Annotated in this window: 19 protein-coding genes; 15 read left to right on the top strand and 4 right to left on the bottom strand. The window is 42.2% G+C overall.

Features of this window, described 5'->3' with window-relative positions; genetic code table 11:
• Positions 1–102: 102 nt before the first annotated feature.
• Positions 103–888, bottom strand: a complete 786-nt coding sequence (locus B879_RS02805) for a superoxide dismutase (RefSeq protein WP_009183628.1) — start codon at positions 886–888, stop codon at positions 103–105.
• Positions 889–1082: 194 nt separating this feature from the next.
• Here B879_RS02805 and dapF point away from each other — a divergent pair, with 194 nt between their 5' ends.
• The 12 genes from dapF to B879_RS02860 all read left to right on the top strand — a co-directional run bounded on the left by dapF (position 1083) and on the right by B879_RS02860 (position 16101).
• On the top strand, positions 1083–1862 hold the full coding sequence (gene dapF, locus B879_RS02810) for a diaminopimelate epimerase (RefSeq protein ID WP_009183629.1): 780 nt from the start codon (positions 1083–1085) through the stop codon (positions 1860–1862).
• Positions 1863–1975: 113 nt separating this feature from the next.
• The gene (gene secA, locus B879_RS02815; protein ID WP_009183630.1) at positions 1976–5359 is read left to right on the top strand and encodes a preprotein translocase subunit SecA; all 3384 of its coding nucleotides are present in this window, start codon (positions 1976–1978) and stop codon (positions 5357–5359) included.
• 1 nt (position 5360) lies between these two features.
• Positions 5361–5900, top strand: a complete 540-nt coding sequence (locus B879_RS02820) for a hypothetical protein (RefSeq protein ID WP_009183631.1) — start codon at positions 5361–5363, stop codon at positions 5898–5900.
• Entirely contained in the window at positions 5887–7077 is a 1191-nt protein-coding gene (locus B879_RS02825) for a M20 metallopeptidase family protein (RefSeq protein ID WP_009183632.1), read from the top strand. Before B879_RS02820 ends, B879_RS02825 begins: the two co-directional genes overlap by 14 nt.
• A gap of 152 nt (positions 7078–7229) precedes the next feature.
• Positions 7230–8006: a S1/P1 nuclease gene (locus tag B879_RS02830; RefSeq protein ID WP_040400161.1), complete on the top strand. Its 777-nt coding sequence runs from the start codon at positions 7230–7232 to the stop codon at positions 8004–8006.
• 327 nt (positions 8007–8333) lie between these two features.
• Entirely contained in the window at positions 8334–9197 is an 864-nt protein-coding gene (locus B879_RS02835) for a histidinol-phosphatase (protein ID WP_009183634.1), read from the top strand.
• A 29-nt stretch (positions 9198–9226) separates the two neighbouring features.
• A complete protein-coding gene (locus tag B879_RS22820) occupies positions 9227–9373 on the top strand; it encodes a hypothetical protein (protein ID WP_009183635.1) in 147 nt (48 codons plus the stop codon).
• A gap of 178 nt (positions 9374–9551) precedes the next feature.
• Positions 9552–10004 carry a styrene oxide isomerase gene (locus B879_RS02840; RefSeq protein ID WP_051012652.1) on the top strand — a complete coding sequence of 151 codons (453 nt, stop codon included), beginning with the start codon at positions 9552–9554 and terminating at the stop codon, positions 10002–10004.
• A 99-nt stretch (positions 10005–10103) separates the two neighbouring features.
• Positions 10104–12368 carry an aminotransferase class III-fold pyridoxal phosphate-dependent enzyme gene (locus B879_RS02845; RefSeq protein WP_009183637.1) on the top strand — a complete coding sequence of 755 codons (2265 nt, stop codon included), beginning with the start codon at positions 10104–10106 and terminating at the stop codon, positions 12366–12368.
• A 225-nt stretch (positions 12369–12593) separates the two neighbouring features.
• Positions 12594–14687, top strand: coding sequence for an ATP-dependent DNA helicase RecG (gene recG / locus B879_RS02850; protein WP_009183638.1), 2094 nt, complete (start codon positions 12594–12596; stop codon positions 14685–14687).
• Between the two features lie 234 nt (positions 14688–14921).
• Positions 14922–15566 carry a hypothetical protein gene (locus tag B879_RS02855; RefSeq protein ID WP_157231501.1) on the top strand — a complete coding sequence of 215 codons (645 nt, stop codon included), beginning with the start codon at positions 14922–14924 and terminating at the stop codon, positions 15564–15566.
• On the top strand, positions 15553–16101 hold the full coding sequence (locus B879_RS02860; protein ID WP_009183640.1) for a hypothetical protein: 549 nt from the start codon (positions 15553–15555) through the stop codon (positions 16099–16101). The genes B879_RS02855 and B879_RS02860 overlap by 14 nt, the downstream gene beginning before the upstream one ends.
• Before the next feature lie 40 nt (positions 16102–16141).
• On the opposite strand, the gene B879_RS02865 is transcribed toward B879_RS02860, so the two are convergent.
• On the bottom strand, positions 16142–17245 hold the full coding sequence (locus tag B879_RS02865) for a Gfo/Idh/MocA family protein (RefSeq protein ID WP_009183641.1): 1104 nt from the start codon (positions 17243–17245) through the stop codon (positions 16142–16144).
• Positions 17246–17378: 133 nt separating this feature from the next.
• Between B879_RS02865 and B879_RS02870 the strand changes: the two genes are divergently transcribed.
• The 3 genes from B879_RS02870 to B879_RS02880 all read left to right on the top strand — a co-directional run bounded on the left by B879_RS02870 (position 17379) and on the right by B879_RS02880 (position 19789).
• On the top strand, positions 17379–17834 hold the full coding sequence (locus tag B879_RS02870; protein ID WP_238542074.1) for a GlcG/HbpS family heme-binding protein: 456 nt from the start codon (positions 17379–17381) through the stop codon (positions 17832–17834).
• A 99-nt stretch (positions 17835–17933) separates the two neighbouring features.
• Positions 17934–18830, top strand: a complete 897-nt coding sequence (locus tag B879_RS02875) for a sterol desaturase family protein (protein ID WP_009183643.1) — start codon at positions 17934–17936, stop codon at positions 18828–18830.
• A 14-nt stretch (positions 18831–18844) separates the two neighbouring features.
• The gene (locus tag B879_RS02880) at positions 18845–19789 is read left to right on the top strand and encodes a proline iminopeptidase-family hydrolase (RefSeq protein ID WP_009183644.1); all 945 of its coding nucleotides are present in this window, start codon (positions 18845–18847) and stop codon (positions 19787–19789) included.
• 169 nt (positions 19790–19958) lie between these two features.
• Here B879_RS02880 and B879_RS02885 read toward each other — a convergent pair whose 3' ends face one another.
• Together B879_RS02885 and B879_RS02890 are read right to left on the bottom strand one after the other, a co-directional pair.
• Complete coding sequence (locus B879_RS02885) at positions 19959–21596, bottom strand: carboxylesterase/lipase family protein (RefSeq protein WP_009183645.1); 1638 nt, start codon at positions 21594–21596, stop codon at positions 19959–19961.
• Positions 21597–21767: 171 nt separating this feature from the next.
• Positions 21768–23594, bottom strand: coding sequence for a phosphoenolpyruvate carboxykinase (GTP) (locus B879_RS02890; RefSeq protein WP_009183646.1), 1827 nt, complete (start codon positions 23592–23594; stop codon positions 21768–21770).
• Positions 23595–23773 lie beyond the last annotated feature (179 nt).

Raw genomic sequence — 23773 nt, forward strand, 5'->3', positions numbered from 1 at the left:
CTTAAAATTTGATTACGCTTCAAAGTAAACATGGATTTATGAAGAAAAAATGAAGCTTTCTATAGTATAGGCAAAAAAAACGGGGAGAGCTCCCCGTTTGAATTAACCCTTCGTGAGGGTTTCGTATCTCTTTGCTACTTCCGACCAGTTGACTACATTCCAAAATGCGGAAACATAATCAGGTCTTCTGTTTTGGTAATTGAGGTAATAGGCATGTTCCCATACATCTATCCCTAAAAGAGGAATACCTTGGAAGTCTGAAATATCCATTAATGGGTTGTCCTGATTGGGTGTGGAGCCTATTTTCAACAAATTGTTTGCATCCAATACCAGCCAGCCCCAGCCAGAACCGAATCGGCCTTTTGCTGCATCTTCAAACTGCTTTTGGAATTCTTCAAAACTTCCAAATGCACCGTTGATGGCTTCAGCCAGGTCGCCCCCAGGCTGCCCGCCTCCATTAGGAGTCATTGTTTTCCAGAATAGCTCATGGTTGTAATGACCTCCTCCATTATTCCTCATTTTGGTGGAATATTGAGAGATATTCATCATCACTTCTTCCAAAGGCCTGCTGACATCCACGCCTTCCTCTGCTGCTGCTTCCGCCAGATTTTTGGCATAAGCGGCCGCATGTTTGGTATAGTGGATTTCCATGGTCATGGCGTCGATATGAGGTTCCAATGCCTCATAGGCATAAGCCAAAGGCGTTTGCTCGAATCCGGTACTCAGGAGAATTTTCGCTTCCTCTCCGCCTTCACCTGAACTTCCCCCACCACAGGCGGCAAGAAAGGCAGAACCGATTACACTGCTCCCGATTCCCAATGCCAGGGTAGCTTTGGAGCTATGACCTAGGAATTTTCTTCTGGAAACATCAAAAGTTGTCTTTTTCATAAGGTTGTTGATTTCCGTTTTATGTTGGTTGATCCATCACAAGAACCACCAAGATAACCAATTCATACTGATTATAAAACCGAAATTCAGACAATAAGTCTGAATTCCTGACAAGATGGTTATGTTTGCAAAACGATAAAAACTTGGTTTGGTTTTTGAAAAGCAATAAAAGACCTAGATTCTTTTGAGTGAAAATGGAAATAACCTTTTATAAATATCAGGGAACCGGTAATGATTTTGTCATGATAGATGACAGAACTGAGGTATTCCCAGAAGGCAACCTAGCCCTGGTCCAAAGACTCTGTGACCGTAAATTTGGTATTGGCGCAGACGGGCTGATTTTGATCCGAAACAAAGAAGGATATGACTTTGAAATGGTATATTTCAATGCAGACGGTTCCCAAAGTATGTGCGGCAATGGTGCCCGTTGTGCTGTTGCATTTTCCAAATATTTGGGCATCATCTCAGATCAGACCCATTTCATGGCCATCGATGGCCCCCATGAAGCCAAAGTTTCAGACCAAGAAATTGAATTGGGCATGAGCCCAGTAACCAGCTTGGCCAATGCCGGTCAGGATTTCTTTGTCGATACAGGTTCTCCCCATCATGTACGCTTTGTGGAGGATGTGGACAGCTATGCAGTAGTGCAGGAAGGAGCCAGCATCCGGAATGCTGAAATGTATCAACCCAATGGAACCAATGTCAACTTTGTTACCCCTATCGCTGCAGATGAAATCCATGTCAGGACCTATGAGCGGGGCGTGGAAGATGAAACCCTTTCTTGCGGAACAGGTGTGACAGCCTGTGCATTGGTATATGGCTATCAAAATGAATTGCACGAGGTCAAAATAAAGACCCCCGGGGGCAACCTCAAAGTCCGTTTTTCCGAAAATGCAGCTGGAAGCTTTCAAAACATACGCTTAATCGGCCCGGCAGAACAGGTTTATCAAGGAAAAATCAACATAAACCATTGATAAGATGAGCATGTTGTTAGAATATTAACAGCCTAGACCCGTCTTATCGCACCATGAATTACAAAAATTGACAAAAAGGGCGTAATTTTAAGGCCCATTATTGAATCGAAGATATGTTAGAATTTATCGCCAAAGGACTGGCAAAAGTTTTTGGAACAAAATCAGATAGAGATATAAAGGAGTTGGCACCTAAAGTACCACTCATGAATGAGGCCTTCAACAAGCTGAAAGGGCTCAGTGATGACGAACTCCGGGCCAAAACTGAGGCCATCAAGGCCATCATCAACGCCGACCTCAAATCATTCGACGATAAAATCGTTGAGTTACGTGAACAGATAGAAGCTTTGGCACCGGATAAGGTCCATGAAAAGGATGCCCTTTTCAATGAAATAGAAAAAATCGAGGATTCCAGAGATGAAGCACTGGAAGTTGTTCTGGATAAGGTGATGGTGGATGCCTTCGCCATAGTCAAAGAAACAGCCAGGAGGTTTAAGGAAAACGGAAAACTGGTAGTCCAAGCAAACCTTTGGGACAAAGAACTGGCCGCACAAAAACCCAATGTGGAAATCCAGGGAGATCAGGCCATTTGGCACAACCGTTGGATGGCAGCAGGCAATGAAGTGGTTTGGGATATGGTGCACTATGATGTGCAGCTGATCGGGGGTATGGTACTGCACAAAGGAAAAATTGCTGAGATGGCAACAGGTGAGGGTAAAACCTTGGTTTCTACATTGCCTGCTTTCTTGAATGCCCTTTCTGGAAGAGGGGTACACCTGGTTACAGTCAATGATTATTTGGCCAAAAGGGACTCCGAATGGAATGCGCCACTTTTTGAATTCCATGGATTGAAAGTGGACTGTATAGATAAATATCCGCCCAACTCTGACCAAAGAAGAAAAGCTTACGGTGCTGATATTGTTTATGGTACCAACAACGAATTTGGCTTTGATTACCTCAGGGACAATATGGCCAGAGATGCCAATGACCTGGTACAGGGCAAGCACCACTTCGCTATGATTGATGAGGTGGATTCCGTATTGATTGATGATGCCAGAACACCGTTGATCATTTCAGGTCCTGTACCTAGAGGCGATCAGCACGAATTCATGGATATGAAGCCGAGGGTATCCACCCTGGTCGATGAACAAAGAAAATTGATCCAAGGCTATTTGGCTAATGCCAAGAAGTTGATTTCAGAAGGCAATGAAAAAGAGGGAGGTTTGGCTTTATTCCGGGCATACAGAGGGATGCCTAAATACAAACCTTTGATCAAATACCTTTCTGAACCAGGCATTCGAGTAGTGCTACAAAAAACAGAGAATTATTACCTGCAAGACAACAAAAGGAACATGCATGAGGCGGACGAGCCTTTGTTGTTTACCATTGAAGAGAAAACCAATGCAGTTGAATTGACTGACAATGGTATTGAAGTGATCACCTCAAAAAATGAGGACCCTTCATTCTTCATCCTTCCTGATATCGGTATGGCAATCGCTGAAATGGAAAAGGACCCAGATTTGGATGATAAGGAAAAATTGATCCGTAAGGAGGAAATCATCAAGGATTACGGCATAAAAGCCCAACGTATCCATACGGTCAATCAGTTGCTCAAGGCGTACTGCATGTTTGAAAAAGACACCGAATACATCATTGTAGATGGCAAGGTAAAGATTGTGGATGAGCAGACAGGCCGTGTGATGGAAGGCAGAAGGTATTCCGATGGCTTACACCAGGCCATTGAGGCAAAAGAAAATGTAAAGGTGGAAGATGCCACCCAAACTTATGCCACCATTACCCTACAGAACTATTTCAGGATGTACCATAAACTGGCCGGTATGACCGGAACAGCAGAGACGGAAGCGGGAGAGTTTTGGCAGATATATAAATTAGACGTAGTTGTAATTCCAACTAACAAGCCCATAATCAGGGACGACAGAGAAGATAAAGTTTATAAAACCGTCAGGGAAAAATTCAATGCAGTAGCTGATGAAATTGTTGAATTGACCAATGCCGGAAGACCGGTACTTGTCGGTACAACATCCGTGGAGATTTCCGAGGTGCTCAGCAGAATGCTTACCATCAGGAAAATCAAACACCAGGTATTGAATGCCAAGCAGCATGCCAAGGAAGCAGATGTGGTAGCCGAAGCGGGTAAACCAGGAACGGTAACCATTGCGACCAACATGGCAGGTCGGGGTACGGACATCAAGTTGACACCTGAATCCAGATCAGCTGGTGGTTTGGCCATTATTGGTACCGAACGCCACGAATCCAGAAGGGTAGACAGGCAGCTGAGGGGCCGGTCCGGACGACAGGGTGATGTGGGCTCTTCTCAGTTTTTTGTATCCTTGGAAGATAATCTGATGCGCTTGTTTGGTTCTGACAGAATCGCCAAACTGATGGACAGGATGGGACTGGAAGAGGGTGAAGTGATCCAACATTCCATGATTACCAAATCCATAGAAAGGGCACAAAGGAAAGTAGAAGAAAACAACTTTGGGGTTAGAAAGCGACTGTTGGAATATGATGATGTCATGAACTCCCAAAGGGAAGTAGTCTATAAAAGACGGAAAAATGCCCTGAAAGGTGAACGTCTTGAACTGGATATCCTCAATGTGTTGTACGATGTCTGTGAAGGACTTGTAGAAATGGGTAAATCCACAGAAGATTTGGACAACTTGAGGATGAATATTTATAGTTCACTGGGTATAGACCATCAGTTTTCAGCTGATGACCTTAAAACCAAAGAGTCCTTTACATTGACGCAAGAGCTATTTGATACGGCCTATAAAAGTTATATCAGCAAAAACGAGCGCATTTTAACCAAAGCATTACCGGTATTAAAAGATGTATATGCTCAACGTGGTGCTACAGTCAAAGAAATTATGGTGCCGATTACGGATGGCATCAAGCAAATCGGTGTGGTGATCAATTTGGAGTCTACCGTTAAGAATGAGGGAAGGGATTTGATCCGAGCCATTGAAAAAAATGTCACCCTGGCCATCATTGACCAGAATTGGAAGGAACACCTAAGAGATATGGACGACTTGAAACAGTCCGTTCAGAACGCAGTATACGAGCAAAAAGATCCTTTGTTGATTTATAAGTTTGAAGCCTTTGAGATGTTCAAGCGTTTTGTGGGAAGACTGAATGAAGACATCATTTCATTCCTTTCCAAAGCAGAACTTCCAACTCAGGATCCCAGTCAGGTAAGGGCGGCACAGGCGCCCCGAAGGGATGAGCAAAATATAAAGGCTTCTAAGGAAGAAGTCAGCAGCTCTTTGAATCCTGGTGCGGGCAGACAGGCCGCAGCAGCTGTCGCCAACAGGACAGCAGCCCCTCAGGTGGTTGCCCCAAGGAAATCAGAAAAAACCTATGGCAGGAACGACAGGGTATCGGTACAATATGCAGATGGCAAATTGGTCAAAGATGTAAAATACAAGAGTGTGGAACAGGATGTGGAAGAAGGCAAGTGTATCATTATCGACCATGCATAAAATGAAGCAATCACTTCTCGCTTATATCATTTTCGCTCTTTTCCTGAGCTCATGTGCCCCTCTTAAAAAAAGAGATAAAAGTGCAGAAGCTTTAGCCAATTACCGGGAAGACATCAGCGGTACTTTGATTACTTTCCCAGAGCTATCGGAAATGGCCATTAGCAATGAAACCACATCCACAATATCCGGTGAAATGGCTGTAGACAAGGACTTGGCTACTTCCTTGAAAACATTCCGGGAAAGAAATCAATCCGATAGAAATTGGAGTGGCTTTACTGTTTTGGTTTATAGTGGCGTGGATAGGGAGGCTGCTTTCAAAACAAGAGATGACCTGTATACCAATTTTGAAGGTATGAAGGTGGAAATGCAATACCAACAACCACGCTATTTGGTAAAGGTGGGCAGATTCATCAATCGTATTGAAGCCCAAGCTTATTTTTACCAGTTAAAAAATGAATTCCCTGCGGCACGGATCGTTCCGGAAAGGTTCCAAAGGGAAGGTTACGTCAATCCAGACCCCATTCAGGATGCTGAAAGATAAAATCAAAGAATTAGCCCAAGCATATAAATCAGAAACCATAGCAGTCAGAAGGCATTTGCATGCCCACCCTGAGCTTTCTTTTCATGAGTACGAGACTGTCGCTTTTGTGGAAGAAAAGCTTAAGAGCTTTGGGGTAGCTAAGGTTGAAAAAAAGGCAAATACGGGGTTGGTGGCCCTGATCGAAGGCAAAAACCCCGGCCAGAAAACAGTGGCACTAAGGGGGGACATGGACGCCCTTCCCATCATAGAACAAAACGAAGTTTCCTATAAATCAACCAAACCCGGCGTGATGCATGCCTGTGGCCATGATGTGCACACGGCCTCTCTTTTGGGTGCTGCCAAAATCCTGCAGGGCGTAAAAGATGAATTTGAAGGAACTATCAAATTGATTTTTCAGCCAGGAGAGGAACTCATTCCCGGAGGTGCTTCTTTGATGATCAAAGACAAAGTCCTGGAAAACCCCAAGCCTTCCGGTATAATCGGTCAACATGTTATGCCACTGATACCTGTCGGAAAGGTAGGCTTTAGGAAAGGCATGTATATGGCCAGTGCTGATGAGCTTTATATCACTGTCAAAGGAAAAGGAGGGCATGGAGCTATGCCGGAAACTTTGATAGATCCCGTTTTGATTGCCTCCCACATGATCGTGGCTTTACAGCAGGTAATCAGCAGGAATGCTTCCCCAAAAATCCCATCCGTCCTTTCTTTTGGACGGGTAGAAGCTTTAGGGACAACCAACATCATTCCTAATGAAGTCAAGATTCAGGGAACCTTCAGGACACTGAACGAGGTATGGCGAGCCAAAGCCCATCGTCACATGGTCCAAATCGCTAAAGGTATCGCCGAGGGTATGGGAGGAGAAGTGGATTTTGAAGTAAGAAAAGGATATCCTTTCTTAAAAAATGCGGAGGACTTGACCGCAAGGGCACAACATGCTGCGGTAGATTACCTTGGACATGAAAATGTGGTGGACCTGGATATATGGATGGCAGCCGAGGATTTTTCTTATTATACCCAGGAAATTGATGGTTGTTTTTACCGACTCGGAACGAGAAATGAAGCCAAAGGAATCGTATCAGGCGTACATACCCCGACATTTGATATAGATGAAGACGCCTTGGAAATCGGTGCCGGTTTGATGGCATATATTGCCCTAAATGAATTGAAATCGAAATGAAATATGCCTGTATCTAGCTGGTGAAATAATTAGTGATATTAGTAGATATTGGATACTAGCTGCGCGATATTAGGGAAAGGACCATTTTCAACCCTATTTCTATAATGTTTCAATTTATTTCTACTGTATTTCAAGCTTATATCAATCAAAATATGAAAACTACCAAACAATTAACTTTAGCCATTCTCTTGGTATTTAGCATCAATACCAGCTCATTTGCCTGGGGAGCCATCGGGCATTATGTTATCGGTAAACTTGCAGAATGGCAGATGAAGCCACAGACCATAGAAAGGGTAGAGGCCATCTTACAGCAACAAAGTATTTCGGGCGTAGGCGTTTGGATGGACAACATCCGTTCTGATAAAAAATACGACTACACGTACACATGGCATTGGGTAACCACGGCAGATGGGGAATATGATCCCAGCATCCAAGAGCCAACAGGAGATGCCTATTCCGCTTTTCTTCAAATAAAGGAAACCCTGAAAAAAGGCGGTCTAAGTCCTGAAGAGGAAAGAGACCAATTGCGAATGTTAATTCATATTGTAGGGGACTTGCACCAACCTTTCCATGTAGGCAAACCTGGTGATCGGGGAGGAAATGATGTGAAAGTGAGTTTTTTCAATAAGGAAACCAATATTCATGCGGTTTGGGATACTGATTTAATTGAAGGGAAAAAGATGAGTTACACAGAAATCGCCACAGAGCTTCAAAAAAGGATCAATCCTGCTCTTATTCAGCAATATACCTCCAAAACCCCAGCAGACTGGTTAAGGGAAGCGGCAGCAATCAGGCCAGCCATGTACGATATCCCTGAAAATAATAGAATAGGTTACGAATACATTTATAAGCATTACCACCATGTGGAAGAGCGGTTGACCGCTGCAGGAATCCGCCTCGCACAGGTATTGGAAGAAATCTACGGATAAGGAGTCCGGTAATCTATCATTCGTAGTCTTGGACATTTGCCAAATTAAGGCCGATACACTTTATTATCGGCTTTTTATTTGTATACTCCTGTAAAACCAAAATATTTTTCTGTAAGTAAGGGAAAGCGAAGAATATTTGAAATCTTATAATTATCTTATAGGTAATTATGGGTCAATATGCACTTATCACCGGAGCGCGGCAAGGCCTTGGGAAAGGTTTTGCGATAGAACTTTCCAAAATGAAAAGCGCAATTAACCGGAAGGCATTTTTGGCAAATCCTACTTAAAATGGTTAGATTTAATGAATTATCACATTAAATCAGACATATGTCATGGACCAATTACCACAGCCATTACAAATATTGTGACGGGGTAGACGAAATCGACTCCCATGTACAAAAGGCCTTGGAATTAGGTATAAAAAGCTTTGGTTTTACTTCCCACTCCCCGGTTCATTTTGAAAACAAATGGTCCATGGACAGTAAAGATTTGCCTACTTACCTAAAAGAGGTCGACCATGCCAAGACCAAATATGCTGGACAAATTGAAATCTATAAAAGTTTGGAAATTGATTATTTTCCAGAAAAAACGGGTATTATTAAGGCATTTCGAAAAGATCTAAAACTAGATTACACACTGGGATCTATCCATTTTATTGATGCCTTTGAGGATGGTAAACCTTGGGAGATAGACGGCCCGCAGTTGGTTTTTGAAAAAGGGCTTCAGGAGATTTATGGCAATGACATCCAAAAAGTCCTAAGAAGGTATTTTGAAATTACTGTACACATGTTGGAGCATGATTGTCCCAATATCCTAGGCCATATGGACAAAATCAAAATGCAAAACCACAACAAATTCTTCTTTGATGAGGAGGCCACATGGTATAAGGATTACTTGTCACAAACATTGGAAGTTGCAGCCCAGGCTGGAACAATTGTCGAGGTAAATACCCGAGGACTCTACAAGAAAAGGGCTTCCGAAACTTACCCTGGAAAGTTTGGATTACAACGCCTAAAGGAATTGAAAGTCCCTATTTGTCTCAATTCCGATAGCCACCATCCAAAAGAAATAATAGGAGAATATGAAAATACTGTACTACTCCTGAAGGAGCTGGGCTTTAGGGAACTGATGGTGTTAAAGGATAATGTTTGGATAGCCAGGCCTTTTGATCAAAGTGGCATTAATTGGTAAATTGAATTTTCTAAAACTGGTGAAAAAGCATGATTGAAATCCCTGAATCTAAAATACTGAGCTTCCAAGCCAATGAGGTACTCAAAGGGAAAAAAGTAATCAAAGTTTTCCCGCCTACCCATACTCATAAATTAGCATGGTTTGAAGGGGATCCCATATTGTGGAGGGAAAATTGAGAAGGAGGCATATATGGGCGGGGCCGTTTATTTTTGCCCGGATTGTCAAAAATTGTGAGGACTTACTGCTTTTTGTCTAAAAAAATCACAAAATTCAGATAGTTAGTGTTTTACAGTGTTTTTTGTAACTTTATTTACGAAAAATTAATGTTTGTACCACCTTGATAACCCTTTGACTATGGAATCTTCCCCTCAAGTTTATTTACAATCTAACCGTTTACTGTTTTTAGGAATCCTGTTGTTTTTTCTAGGCCTGGTTATAGGCCTTTTTGTTCCTATCCTTGAAAACCCAAGAATGGGATTATCCTCTCACCTGGAAGGTATCATGAATGGAATTTTCCTTTTGGTTTTGGGTATCATTTGGCCAAAAATAAAATTATCTCAAAAAATGCTTAATCTGACTTTTTGGTTAACCATATATGGCTCTTTTGCCAATTTTTTGGTTGTGCTTATAGCAGCTGCAACCGGATCAGGAAGAATGATGCCTTTGGCAGGAGGGAAAGAAGGCCCTGCGTTGGTTGAAGGCTTGGTGACATTCATGCTGATTAGCCTATCTTTGGCCATGTTGACGGTATGTATTTTTGTGCTTTCCGGACTTTATGGACATTTAAACCGAAAATCAATGGTTTGATAGGTGATTCCTTCCTGAAATGTGGAAAACTTACTGTTTTTTTTTTCATCCCACGGGCATTTTATGGAAATTGCTAAAAGAATATTCTAATTTCCTCCTATGCTAGGATTGATTAAAACTTACCTGAATGTTGAGGTTCACAATTTCAAAAAGCTGAATGGTTACGACAATGCCAACTACCTGATCGATACCAAGGAGGGGAAGTTGATTTTTAAAACCTACCCGTATTCAGAAAAGACTTTTGATCTGCTTCAAGCAGAAACTGATATTCTGCACAGCTTACAACATCAATTCAAGAGTAGAATTCCGAATCCTGTACCTTTTGAAGATGGCTTGTATGTGAAATTGATGGAATGGGATGGACAAAAGCTCATTGGAAGGTTGCTGACTTTTCTGGAAGGGGAGTTTTTTGGAAACCTAAATCCTGAAGCAGCCGAGTATCAGGGATTAGGTAGATTTTTAGCTGAATTGGATCTTGAATTGGGCAAAAAAAGCAGTTATATCCTCGAATCCAGAAAGTGGGAATGGGACCTACAATATTTGGAATTGATCCAAAAATACCTGGATGACATTCCCTCTGCCAAAGAGCGAAATACGGTAAAGTACTTTTTACAGCAATATGAAGAAGTGGTAAGACCACTGCTGCCCCATTTACGGAAATCCATCATTTATAATGATGCCAATGAGTGGAATTTGTTGCTAAATCAAGACAATCAGGTTGCACTGATTGACTTTGGTGATTTGGCCTTTAGCCCTTTAATCAATGAGTTGGCAGTGGCCATGACCTATGCTGCCTATGATAAAGAAGCATATTTACCGCCTTGTATAGCCCTATTACAGGGATATCATGAGGTCCTGCCTTTGGAAGACAAAGAATTGGGCCTGCTTTATTACCTTATTGCTGCCCGCTTATGTATCAGCGTTTGTAATGCTGCCCATGCACGCAAAACCGACCCGGAAAACAGTTATGCGTCAATTAGCGAAAACAAGGCCTGGAAAATGCTGTATGCTTGGTTGAAATTTAATCCCAAATTAGTAGAGAATAGCTTTAGGGAAGCTGTAGGTTTTCCTACAAAACCTATCACCACCTTGGAAGAAAGCCTTCACGACCGACAAAAATACCTCAGCAAGATCTTGTCTGTCAGCTATTCCCAACCCATTCACATGGAAAGGGCTGCTTTCCAGTACATGTATGATGCCTATGGCCACACCTTTTTGGATGCCTATAACAATATTCCCCATGTGGGCCATTCCCATCCCAAAGTGGTGGAGGCAGGGCAAAGGCAAATGGGCAAACTGAATACCAATACCCGCTATCTCTATGATCTTTTGCCACAATATGCAGAGAAACTGTTGGCTAAATTCCCAACTTCCTTAAACCGGGTATTTTTTGTGAATTCAGGTAGTGCGGCTTCTGACCTGGCCATCCGCATGGCCAAGTGGCATACGAAAAGAGAAGGTATTGCGGTGGTAGAACATGGTTACCATGGCAATACACAAATTTCCATTGATATTTCCGATTATAAATTCAGCAACCCCAAGGGACAGGGACAAAAGGATTACATTCTGAAAGTTCCCATACCGGATACTTACCGTGGGAAACATGCAGGATCAGAAATTCCCGGAAAGGAATATGCCAAAGAAGCCCAGGCCTTAATGGACCACTTTCATTGGCCGCTTGCAGCATTTATCGCAGAGCCCATCGTGGGCTGCGGAGGGCAGGTACCTTTGGCGGAAGGGTATCTTCATGAACTCTATCCGGCAGTTCGGGCACAAGGAGGCCTTTGTATTTCTGATGAAGTGCAGACAGGTTTTGGAAGGGTAGGAGAGCATTTTTGGGGTTTTGAGCAGCATGGGGTGGTACCGGACATGGTAATCTTGGGTAAGCCTATGGGCAATGGCCATCCCATGGGTGCGGTGGTATGTACGCAGGAAGTTGCTGAATCTTTTGAAAAGGGTGTGGAATTTTTCAGTTCATTTGGGGGGAACCCTGTCTCCTGCGCCATTGGTTTAGCAGTTTTAGATGTTATGGAGGAGGAAGGTTTGCAGGAAAATGCCAAGCTGGTAGGCAATTATTACAAATCCCTTTTTGAGCAATTGAAGCAGCAATATGCCAGCTTGGGAGATGTCAGAGGATCTGGCTTGTTTTTGGGTGTAGATTTGGTGAAACCTGGAACAAAGGAAGAGGATGAACAGCTGGCCAAATGGATAAAAAACCAACTCAGGGAGAGATTTATCCTTATCAGTACAGATGGTCCTAAGGACAGTGTGTTGAAAACCAAACCCCCTTTGATGTTCACCAGGGAAAATGCTTTGCAAGTGGTAGAGGAGATGGAGTCAATTTTAAAAAATAATAGGTCCTGATTTTAAAAATAAAAAAGTACCAAATGCATTAGAAGAAAGCCCTTTAGTAAGACCCTTTCTTGACTACTTGGAAGCAAAAAAAAGGAAGACAAATTCCTGTTAAATTGAAGGCCTGAGGTTTTTATTTACATCAGGTATTGGGAAGATTAACCTCTTAAATAAAGTAGACTACTTTGTATATCTCTCTTTGGGGATTATTTTGCATAAAATAAAAGTCATATCACCTTGTCCGGTTTTTTTGATACCAAAATTGATTACCTCCGCGGTGTAGGTCCCCAAAAAGCAGCCCTGATCAACAAGGAGCTGAATATTTTTACCTATGGGGAACTGATTCAGCATTATCCCTTCCGCTATGAAGACAGGACCAAGTTTTATAAAATCCGGGAAATCACCGAAGACCTGGAAAATGTACAAGTGATTGCTAAAATCCGATCTATAGAAACCATTGGGGAAGGCAGAAGGAAAAGGCTGGTGGCCCATATTTTCGACGATACCGGAGAGATGGAACTCACTTGGTTCAAAGGGTTACAATGGGTAGTCAAAAAATTGGTGATAGGCGTGCCTTTTGTTTTTTATGGCAAACCCAATCGCTATGGTCGGAAATTCAGTATTGCGCACCCGGAGATGGAACCCCTTTCTCAGGTGCAGGAGGAGAAAAGTTTTTTCCAACCGGTCTATTCCACCACTGAAAAGTTAAGGGCAAGGTTTTTGGACTCTAAAGGAATTTCCAAAATCATGGAGGGCCTGATCCAGGCTTGTTATCCACAAATCCAGGAAACCTTACCTATAGACATTTTGCATCGCTTCAATCTGATTCCTAAGCGTGATGCGCTCAGGCAGATCCATTTTCCGGAAAATCCTGAACTCCTCAAAAGGGCCAGGTTCAGGTTGAAATTTGAGGAGTTTTTCTTTGTGCAGCTCAGGCTGCTGAAACTCAAGCTTACCCGCACGGAAAAGTCCCATGGGCAGGTGTTGAATCAGACAGAACTTTTGACCAAGTTTTACAAGGAGCATTTACCATTTCAGCTTACAGAGGCCCAAAAGCGGGTAGTCCGGGAAGCCTATGGGGATATGAAGTCTGGCAAACAGATGAACAGGCTGATCCAGGGAGATGTGGGAAGCGGAAAGACCATGGTAGCTTTTATCTGTATTTTGATTGCTATAAGTTCGGGTGCCCAGGCTTGCCTCATGGCACCTACTGAAATTCTTGCCAATCAACACTATGAAGGATTGAAGGAATATGCAGACCTGATGGGACTCAACATCGCTTTGTTGACAGGATCTACCAAGAAATCCACCCGGAAAGTGATCCATGAAATGCTGCTTTCAGGGGATTTGCATATCATTATCGGTACCCATGCCCTTCTGGAAGATGTGGTACAGTTTAGGAATCTGGGTCTGGCTATTGTAGATGAGCAGCATCGCTTCGGCGTCGCCCAACGCGCCAAACTCTGGGCAAAAAATGAAAATTTTTATCCACATGTCCTGGTGATGACCGCTACCCCAATTCCGAGGACTTTGGCCATGACCCTTTATGGGGATTTGGACATATCAGTGATTGATGAGTTGCCTGCGGGACGTAAGCCTATCCAAACTGTTCACCGCTATGATAAGGACAGGCTGAAAGTGTTTGGCTTTATGCGCAAACAGATTTTGGAAGGGAGGCAGGTCTATGTGGTATATCCCTTGATCCAAGAGTCGGAAACTTTGGATTTGAAGAATCTCATGGACGGCTATGAAAGCATTTGTCGTGCTTTCCCTGAGTTTCCAGTGAGTATTGTACACGGGGATATGAAACCATCGGACAAGGACTTTGAAATGCAGCGCTTTGTCAAGGGGGAAACCAAAATCATGGTAGCCACGACTGTGATTGAAGTAGGGGTGAATGTGCCCAATGCCTCAGTGATGATCGTGGAAAATGCGGAAAGATTTGGATTGTCCCAGTTGCATCAATTGCGGGGAAGGGTTGGCCGGGGTGCAGATCAGTCCTATTGCATTTTGATGACCAAGTACGAATTGTCCAAAGACAGCAGGGTCAGGTTGGATACCATGGTAAGGACCAACAATGGCTTTGAAATAGCAGATGTGGATCTGAAATTAAGGGGTCCCGGAGATTTGATGGGTACCCAGCAGAGTGGCATTGCCGACCTGATGATTGCCGATTTGAGTAAGGATGCTCCCATTCTCACTTTGGCAAGAGATGCAGCAGAACAATTGCTGCAGGAGGATCCTGAACTTGTCCGGCCAGAACATGCCATGGTGCTACGACAGATCAAGGCACAGAAAAAACATGAAATCAATTGGAGCAGGATATCATAAATTTCACGAGAAATATCTCATCAAACCCCTTCTATCCAAGTAGCAATTATTGAAACATGAATTTTTTATCAAATAAAGACCAATTCAATTAAATTTTGCAAAAACATTATCCTGAAAAATATTTTATATAAGTATAGCAAAAAGATAGGTAGTTTATTCTTAGATTTGACATTATATCTAATAAATTAAACCATGGGACAAAGGAGGTGTTTATACCTTTTTATAATCATTGGAATGTCCCAAGTATTCCCATCCTGTAGTCCTGTTTATTTTCCCCAACCTCAGCCTATTGATGCTGAAAATGAATATAAATTTCCTGTTTCATTAAGAGGTTCTTACACATTTAATCATGGGTTTGGTATTGTAAGCAAGCATTCATATGTTGAATTTGAAATCCACCCGTTTAATTTTGATACCACAGATTCAATCCTCTTCGAGCAAATTACTGAAACTTCTTTTCAAAGTCCTGAGAGATATTTAAAGGTAAGAGAAGGGAGCTTGTTGGTCCATAGAATTTCTTCAAAAAGTTTTGAATTTGATCAGGATAATCTTTTGAGGAAAGTAAGTAAAAATGTGTATGTGCTGAATAGAAGAGATAGTATTCTTTGGGAGGTTAATCCCCTAGTCAAGAAATCTCCAAGAGAATTAGAAGTTTTGTTTTTAAGCGATGACAATATTCACTACAGTTATGGCAGTTACTTGAATGGAAAGTTTTACATAAATGTAGCCTTTACCAAAGAAGAGCTCCTGCAAAGGATAAATGAAGGATTGTTTGATTCTTTTCAATCGTATTATCGTACCAAAAAGCGATATACCCCGTACTGGAAATTAGTTGAAGACAAGGGCATAAATATGGAAGATTCAGATGAAATGGAATAGTTGGACAGTTGCCTTGATGCTACTCTTGTGTTCTTGTAGGGGTATTTCGCCAAATTTTCAGGATAAGGACTTGTTATCGGAGGAGCCTCAACCTGTCCACAGAAAAAACTTATATACTTTTCCAAAGGATTGGCAGGGATTATGGGTATACAAACCTTTTGAAGGCGATCAAGGAGACATTGAAATTGATAGCGTTTGGATTGATAAGAATACCTACACTATTATAAACAATATCACTAGTTCATATACTATTGAAGAACTTAAGGAAAATCAAATTTGGGAAATCAAAAAAGGAACCTTAGCTGTTGTTTCTGAAGGAATTGATACTTTATTTTTTGACAATACGGAATCACAAAACTATTCATTTGATGAATTGGGAAATCTGACTGTTTGGCAAAGGAAAATCGATCAAATGTCTCTCAAGGAGGATTTATTTTTGAGAAAGGTCAACAGAAATACCTATGCGCTAAATTACAAATGTCCGGATTGTAATGGTTGGAAAGTAATTTTATTGCAGCCCTCAAACTTTAAATAGATAGATAAATAATGACCCACTTTTTAGAATTATTCAATGATCAAATCAATACCCGATTTCCTGTTTCCGCAGATTCCAATATGGCCTCAACAATACGGATATCTCTCAGTCCTTCTTCTCCGGGAACAAGCAGGGGCTGTTTATTCATAATAGCCAGCGCATCCATATCCATTTGGTTGGCCTGCTGCCAAGGAACTTCATAAGGGAAATTGATTTCTCCTAGCGGACTTTTCCCTTTGTTTCCTGCATAAGCCTGAAAAGGAGCCATTTCAATCATCCCTTCTTCACAGGAAATGTTCAAATAGTTGATGTTCTCGTAAAAACTTGTTTTGATATGGCCAATGACACCATCCGGGAACTCCAAAACGGCTTCGACCACTTCGCCCAATCCATCTTTGTAAATTTCAGGCCGCTCAGCATATACTTTGGCGGATACCACAGCAATTGGCTCCATATTGGCACCTAATCGGGCGCCTTGAATCGAATAGACTCCCATATCATAAATCACCCCTCCTCCCATTTCTCTTTTTTGTTTCCAGTGGTCTGTACGGTTTTCCCTATAGCCAGCAGCGCAGTCCACGCCAAGCACTTTACCCAGCTTTTCATTTTTTACAATATCCTGAAAAGCCTGTGTATTGGGTTCATGTTGGCAGCGATAACCGATCGAAAGTGTTACGTTGTTGGCATTGCAGGCATCAATCATGGCTTGACATTCTTCCACAGTAACGGCCATAGGCTTTTCGCACCATACGTGTTTACCTGCATTCGCAGCTCTGATGGTATATTCCATGTGCATGGAGGGGGGTAATACTACATAGACAACATCGATATCCGGATTATCTTTGATGGTATCGAAGTTCTCATAGTTATAAATATTTTTGTCTGGAATGTTGTATTTCTTTTTCCATGCCTCGGCCTTTGCCGGAGTACCGGTTACAATCCCAGCCAGATAACAATGCTTGGTTTGTTCCAAAGCCGGTGCCAAAAGGTCCGTACTATAATAACCCAAACCTACCAAAGCCACCCCCAACTTTTCTTTTTCTGTTTTTTTGTTGCATGCTATCAGGGCAAAAGGTGACAATATGCTGAGCCCCGTACCCAAAGTAAGGGTTTTTAACGTATCTCTTCTATTGATTTTTTTCATGGAATAAGGGGGTTAAATGCCGCTATTGGTTTGATAATTATGGTATCAATTTAAGCTTTTTTGTTTACGCCTTCAAAAAAAATAGTTAAATTGGATGAATACCCCTAAATGCACCTTTTACCAATCCATCTACATGAAAAAATTATTGCTCCTGGTTATATGTTCCATTCCATTAATTTCTTTTTCCCAAAACCACACCCAACCCTATCTTAATTTAGAAGAAGCAAAGCGGATAGCTAATGCATGCGAAGAAAGAGCAGTCCAGGACAACTGGAATGTAGTTATTGCTATTTTGGATGGAGGAGGTCATTTGATCTATTTAAGAAAGATGGATGGAACCCAAATCGGGAGTGTAGAAGTAGCACAGGCCAAGGCCAAATCAGCAGTATATTTCAAGCGATCCACTAAAATTTTTGAAGACCTTGTCAATGCCGGAAATTCAAGACTTCTTTCTTTACCCAATGCGGTCCCGATTGAGGGAGGAATTCCCATTTTCAAAGATGGGGTTTGTATTGGTGCTATTGGCATTTCAGGTGTAACCTCAGAACAAGACGGCATCATTGCAGAAGCCGGCTTGAAGGCCTTATAAGCTACATGTACCAAATAAGCGAGAAAAATTCAAGGCAAATGCTATATAAATTGTCCTACAACCAAATAACAATCAATAAAACAATTCCCTTTTTAATTTATGAGTAAAGAAAAATTAACCATCGAGCAAGTTTTAAGCTTAGATTTACCGAACATCATTCTTTTTGCAGCACCGATCATGATAGGACTGGTTGCCCTAGAATGGTTTCTGTCATACAGACAAAAAAAGGACTACTACGATAGCAAGGACACCCTTGCTGCCACCTTTATAGGATTGGTCAATGTAGCCATGAGTGCTGCCATCAAGGTAGTTACCTTTGGCATCATTTTGTACTTCTACAATTTGGTTCCTTGGTCTATTCCGCATACCTGGTGGGCTTATGTCCTCTGCTTTGTATGGATTGATTTTTGGAGATATTGGGCACATAGGATTGCCCATGAAAACCGTTTTTGGTGGGCCACCCATGTAACCCATCACAATTCAGAAAAATACAACTGGTCGGTATCTTTCCGCTTGAGTTGGACACAGCACATCAAAATTATATTCTTTATCCCGGTGGCGCTTGCAGGTTTCCATCCGGTTGTGTTTTTCATCTGTCACCAAATTGCCGTGCTCTACCAATTTTGGATTCACACAGAATATATCAATAAGTTGCCTGCTGTCATTGAATACTTCTTCACTACACCTTCACATCATAGGGTACATCATGCGAGCAACGAGAAATACCTGGATAAAAACTATGGTTCAACTTTTATCATCTGGGACAGAATGTTTGGCACCTTTATGCCAGAGGAAGAGCGTCCAGACTATGGGCTGACCAAACAAATTAAGTCTTATAACCCCATTACCTTGAATTTTCATGAATGGGCAGATATTGTCCGGGATGTAAAAAATTCCAAATCTTTGAAAGAAGCCTATGCCATGGTATTTACAAGACCCAGTGAGCTAGAAAGTGTAAAGGCACAGTTTAGAGAAAAGGAAAAGGTAAAAGTTTAAAGCTTAAAATAGATATGAGAAAAGCCTTGCTCCTGTGCTATTTGGGTTTTCTGTTTTTTTCGTGTGAAAGAAAAGAAGTAAACCAAGAACCTGTCGGTGTAGAAGGGTATGTAGAGGTTTTGGGCGGCAAAATTTGGTATGAGGTGTTTGGTTCTGGACCAAATCCGGCAGTACTCTTACTTCATGGGGGACCTGGGGGTACCAGTTTGGGTTTTGAGCCTTTGAAGGAAATGGGTTATGATGGTCCCCTTATTTTTTGGGACCAATTGGGCTCTGGGAGATCCGATGCCCTACTTGACACCACCTTGATGACCATAGAGAATTATGTAGATCAAGTAGAAAGATTGAGAAAACACCTGAACCTACAGGACTTTGTACTCTATGGGCATTCCTGGGGAACCATGCTGGGTATGGATTATTATCTCAGTTACCCCGATGAAGTGAGGGCCATCATTTTCAGCAGCCCTTTGTTCAGTACAGACCTTTGGATCGCGGATGCAGATACGCTGATTGCTACGCTTCCAGATTCAGTGCAACAAGTGATCCGCCACCACGAAGCTGAAGGCAGTTATGACCACCCCGATTATCAGGAGGCGACGCAATTGTATTACAGTCTTTATGTCACCCGTAAGGAAAGGCCCAAAGTGGACAGGAGCCATCTTAACTTGGTTTCGGGAGCCAATGTTTATCTCTATATGTGGGGGCCAAGTGAGTTTACTTCTACAGGAACCTTAAGGAATTTTGACCGGCTGGAATATTTACCTACGATAAACGTTCCTGTGCTGATGATGACCGGTGAATTCGATGAAGCCAGGCCCAGCACGGTAAAATATTATGCCAGTTTAGTTCCTAACGCCAATTTTGAGGTCATTTCTGACGCGGCACACAGCACACTGAATGACAACAAGGAGGCTACTTTGAAAGTGGTCAGGAAGTTTTTAGAGAAAATAAAGAATTAAAAATTTTTGAATTAAGCTAAAGGAAAAGTTGAGTATATCTTGGAATTTCCATTTTGCTTTTAATTGATAATTCCCTAGCGTAATTTATATAAAATAGGCTAATCAATTAGCGCAATTAACAAAAATTGGGGTGGAGACCACCCCAAAAAAATTCTATAAGGGTTAAACTTTATTTTTTTTCATTGCCATAGAACCTGTCGTGAAACCTATAGCGGGTATCATTCGGGGCTTTTATGACTTTAGATACAGTATCTATGCGCATCACGGGGGGCATATCATCATCTCGGTTGACTTTTGGCCAGTCCGGCAGTCCTTCTCCATTAGGGTTGCCTGTTTTGATGAAATTGGCAAAGAATTTAAACATAGTCTGGGAAGTTTTATAATCATCAGCTGTCCATGCAAATTCTTTGATCCGGTCCAAATTACCCATCGCATATTCTATTTCTGCTGCATGAGGTGCACCAAGATCTTTGGGTCTGGGAGGGGCATCACTTGCCCTTCTGGAGGTACCTCCTGCCAATCCTGCTTCTAGGGTTTCATCCACCAATGGGGGTCTTAATTTGGCATACAGGTAGCGATATACCGGATGATCTGAATTTTGGCGATGTAAGTCAAACCATTTCCATGTACTGTAAGAAATAAACCGGTCACCTGCTAGGTCCATGGCAGAATAGGCCACCTGTTCTGCCGTTTCATGAGGGTATAAATTCAAGACCTCTTCATAATCATCGGGATAAGCTTCTTTTACCTTTTTGATAAAGTTTGCTTTGGTAAATTCCAAACCTTGCATAAAAGCTGCAGCAGGGTTTTCCTGTGTATTCCAGCCCAATAATAAGGGTACCTTAGCCTGTTCACCTGCATTGAAAATTTCAGTTAAGCTTTTGGGCAATAAATAACCATCCAGTACGACAGGAAAACCAAACCTGCCCATCTCATTATACATTTCATAAATGTCTCGGGTGGGAAGTTTTCTGGCCTCTGCTATGTTCTTAATACCAAATTTTTCTAAAAATTCTACCCCTGCTTTTTCGGCATCTTCCAAACTTACCGGCGAAAGCGCAGTCACACCGGCACCACTCTCCCCTATGGCTCCAGCAATAAAATCTTTTGACAAGGGGGAAGCCATCTGATAGCTCACAGAAATGGAACCTGCAGACTCTCCTGCGATGGTTACTTTACTAGGATCTCCACCAAATGCGGCGATATTGTCATGTACCCATTGTAAACCCAATGCTTGATCCAAAAGACCATAATTTCCTGAAGCTTTGTATCCTGCTTCGGCACTGAGCTCGGGATGTGCTAAGAAACCAAAAACATTCAATCTGTAATTGACGGTAACCACCACGATACCCTCTTTGGCCATATTCTCTCCATCATACCTTGGCTCGGAAGCATCTCCAGCAACAAACCCTCCACCGAAGAAATACACCAATACCGGAAGTTCTTGGGTATTTCGGGAGGCAGGTGTCCATACATTCAGGTACAAACAATCTTCATTGACGCCATTGCTACGGGAGTTCATATCACCCCAAATCAGCTTTTGAACCGGCCTTGGTCCAAATGTTTTGGTTTCTCTTACGCCTGACCAATTATCAATGGGTTGGGGTGCCCTCCAACGCAAATCTCCCACTGGTGGCTTGGCAAAGGGAATACCAAAATACTTTTGAATACCGGTCCTGGTATCATAATTGCCTTCAATCGTTCCATTTTTGATAGATACCTGAACAGGAAAACCATCCTGATCCTGAGCGTAAAGGAGACTAATGGATAACATAAACAAACTGATGAAAAGGAAGGATTTTGACATAAATTCTCCGGATTATGCATTATTGTGTATTAATCACATAATGATACGACGTTTTATTAACTTTTCATGATTTTATCCAAAATTTTTATCCCTACCATCAGATAAATTGGGTATCAAAAAAGGCTGCCTCATGCATGAGACAGCCTACCTGATATCATCGGAAATTATCGGTCATTGCCTTTCAGGTGCCAAACCAATTTGTTCCGGGGATCTCCATAAGGAAGAAAGGAGCAATTCCCGCATAAACAAAAACTCTTTAGGGATCTTGTCATAAGCTTGTTCAAAGAGCTCAGAATGTCCCAAAAGCTCTTTTTTCCAAGGCTCGCGTTCGATCACCATAATACTGTCAAAATCGGACTTATCGAAATCTTCCAATCCATTCCAATCCATGTCTTTGTAACGGGGTCTCCATCCGATGGGGCATTCAACAGCGGAGATACGTCCTTTACAGCGCCCAATGATCCATTTAAGCACCCTCATGTTCTCGCCGAAACCAGGCCAAATGAATTTGCCATCTTTATCTTTTCTAAACCAATTGACCCCGAAAATTCTTGGTGCATTTTGCAGGTCACGTCCAAACTGTAGCCAATGGTTGAAATAGTCTCCCATATGGTAACCTAGGAAAGGCAACATGGCAAATGGGTCTCTTCTAACTTTGCCTATCTCCCCAAAAGCAGCTGCAGTCATTTCTGAACCCATGGTAGCTGCCATATAGACTCCAAAATTCCAATTGAAAGCCTGATACACCAAAGGTACTGCTGTACTCCTTCTTCCTCCGAAAATAAAAGCCGTAATGGGAACACCTGCTGGGTTTTCCCATTCAGAATCAATCACAGGGTTTTGAAAGGCGGGAGCGGTAAATCTGGAATTAGGATGTGCAGCAGGTTTTCCGGAATTTTTATCATAAGGTTTACCGTGCCAATCGGTCAAACCATCCGGCACTTCTTTCGTCATATCTTCCCACCATACATCCCCGTCTTTGGTAATGGCAACATTGGTAAAAATGGTATTGGCCTTGATGCTTTCCATGGCACTTGGATTGGTCTTGTAATTTGTACCAGGCGCTACACCAAAATATCCTGCCTCAGGATTAATCGCATGCAGACGGCCATCCTCTCCTTTATGGATCCAAGCAATATCATCACCTACGGTAGTGATTTTCCATCCTTCCAGTTGATCCGGGGGAATCATCATGGCAAAATTGGTTTTTCCACAAGCACTGGGAAAAGCAGCAGCCACATAACTTTTCTCTTGTTGGGGTGACTCTACACCCATAATCAGCATGTGTTCGGCCAGCCAACCTTCTTCTCTGCCCATTGATGAGGCAATTCTTAGCGCGAAACATTTTTTACCCAATAAAGCATTGCCACCATAGCCACTACCATAAGAAATAATCAGCTTCTCTTCTGGAAAATGGGAGATGTATTTTACACTTGGGTTGCAAGGCCATTTGACATCTTCCTGACCGGCTTCTAATGGTGCGCCTAGGGTATGGATACATTTTACAAAATTATCATCGATATGGGGCATGACTTGTTCACCCATGCGGGTCATGATACGCATATTAATCACTACATATTCACTGTCTGTCACCTGGACTCCATATCGGGAAAGTGGCGATCCTAAGGGTCCCATGCAAAATGGGATCACGTACATGGTCCTTCCCTTCATACTCCCCTTGGTTAGGTCATCTAAAATGGTCCTCATCTCATTTGGCGCCATCCAATTGTTGGTAGGTCCTGCATCTTCTTTTCGCCTGCTGCATATAAAAGTCCTGTCTTCTACCCTTGCTACATCACTTGGATCGGAAAAACAGGCAAAGCTATTTGGTCTTTTTTCTGGGTTGAGCCTGATGAAAGTGCCTTTTTCCACCAACATTTCGCATAGGTTGTCATATTCACCCTGCGAACCATCGCACCAATGGATTTTTTCAGGTGCAAAATGCTTGCCCATACTTTCCACCCAAGTTTTCAGTTCTGTTTTGATTGAAGCAATCATGGTTTTTGGTTTTGGTTAAAAATTATTAAGAAAAGATCTCATTTGATCAATTTTAATAAGATACCGAATTTAGCTGAAATGAAAGAAATCTAGACTGATAAAAACTATTCAAATTTATGATAAAAATCATAAAAGGGCTTCCTCCTGATTATTCTTGCCAATTGGTTATAACAAACCCG

The sequence above is a fragment of the Cecembia lonarensis LW9 genome (assembly GCF_000298295.1).
Lineage (GTDB): Bacteria > Bacteroidota > Bacteroidia > Cytophagales > Cyclobacteriaceae > Cecembia > Cecembia lonarensis.